Here is a 1772-nt window from a genome sequence, read left to right on the forward strand (position 1 = left end):
AGATTTACAACATGACGAGTATCTTCATCCATGAATGTTATTCTCTATTTACTGATGATCGTTTTTTTATCTTTTTCCGACAGAAGACTCCTTCCTCAAAAATGGGAAGGTGTGAAACACCAATTTTAGGTGGGAGATGAATGTCGGTAGGCGTAAGCCTACGATTCTTGTATAATGAAGGCATCATACAAGAAAGCGAGGTGCAACCCATGTTAGTAAATAAATCATATAAGTTTCGTATCTATCCAAATAAGCGACAAGAAATATTAATTGCTAAGACAATTGGGTGCAGTCGCTTTGTATTTAATCATTTTCTTGCTCTTTGGAATGACACTTATAAAGAAACTGGCAAAGGATTAACCTATCATTCTTGCTCTGCCGAGCTCACTCAATTAAAGAAGCAGGAGGATACGCTTTGGTTACAAGAAGTAGATAGTATTGCTCTTCAATCCACATTAAAAAACCTCTCAGATGCTTTTTCACGCTTTTTCAAGAAACAGAACGATCTTCCACGATTCAAGTCCAAACAGAATAAAATCCAATCTTACACAACGAAACAAACAAATGGCAATATTGCTGTAATAGACAATAGAATCAAACTACCTAAACTTGGACTTGTGAAGTTTGCAAAGAGTCGTGAAGTAACAGGACGTATGCTGAGTGCTACCGTTAGACGTAATCCAAGTGGGAAATACTTTGTATCTTTGTTAGTTGAGACAGACGTACAAGAATTACAGAAAACAGGCTCTTCTGTTGGAATTGATGTGGGATTAAAGGATTTTGCCATTCTTTCAAATGGAACTACATACAAAAACCCTAAATTTTTTCGTACATTAGAAAAAAAGCTAGCGGAAGCACAACGTATCCTTTCTAGAAGAATAAAAGGTTCTTCGAACTGGAATAAACAACGTGTGAAATTAGCACGAATCCATGAGCATATTACAAATGCAAGAAAAGATTACTTAGATAAAATCTCTACCGAACTCATCAAAAACCACGATGTAATTGGTATTGAAGATCTGCAAGTAAGTAATATGCTGAAAAACGGTAAGCTTGCAAAAGCCATTAGTGAAGTATCTTGGTCACAGTTCAGAAACATGTTGGAATACAAGGCAAGATGGTACGGGAAGCAAGTCGTTGTTGTATCGAAGACGTTTGCGTCTAGTCAACTATGTTCAAATTGTGGTCATCAAAACAAAGACGTTAAAAATTTAAATCTTCGTGAGTGGGATTGTCCTTCTTGTGGCACACATCACGATAGAGATGTTAACGCAGGACTAAATCTTAGAAACGAAGCCATAAGACTTCTAACCGTAGGAACTACGGGGATAGCCTAATGAATTAGAAACCGTTAGGTTTCCGTACTTAGGAATCTCCCACTTCAAACAGTCCGTTAGGACGTTAAGTGGTGAGTAGTTCAACTAGGCTAAGCAACATACCGTATGCCTCAGAACCCCTTTTATAAAAAAGGACAATATATGTAACGGTGCCCCTTTTGATTTGAAAAAATCATATGAAAATATAGTGCTCTTAAAGAGTTTTGTTACAAATTTGTTATGTTTGACTTAAAAAAAGGAAAGTAATATTTATTTGTAGAAAATTTTTAAGGATAAAAATGAATGTAAAAATAGAATGACTATCTATGATAAGAAAAGGGGGCACTTATATATGCTAACAAATGATTTAGATTTCCGATTAGAACCACGTTTAAAAGAACTGTATGAACAACATAAAATAAGAGCGCAGAAGATAGACTGGGGTTATCATGAGTT

Annotated in this window: 1 protein-coding gene and 1 pseudogene; both read left to right on the plus strand. The window is 35.7% G+C overall.

The window, feature by feature from the left end; all coding sequences use genetic code 11:
* Window positions 1-209: 209 nt before the first annotated feature.
* Window positions 210-1337, plus strand: coding sequence for an IS200/IS605 family element RNA-guided endonuclease TnpB (gene tnpB / locus AB3X48_RS21840; RefSeq protein ID WP_088099770.1), 1128 nt, complete (start codon window positions 210-212; stop codon window positions 1335-1337).
* 331 nt (window positions 1338-1668) lie between these two features.
* Window positions 1669-1772: pseudogene (locus tag AB3X48_RS21845) on the plus strand (acyl-ACP desaturase); the annotation flags it as partial.

It is taken from the genome of Bacillus sp. S4 (genome assembly GCF_040838205.1).
Classification (GTDB): Bacteria; Bacillota; Bacilli; order Bacillales; family Bacillaceae_G; genus Bacillus_A; species Bacillus_A cereus_U.

Coding starts and splice junctions, on each gene's coding strand:
- tnpB (WP_088099770.1), top strand. CDS start 210: ATGTTAGTAAATAAATCATATAAGTTTCGTATCTATCCAAATAAGCGA.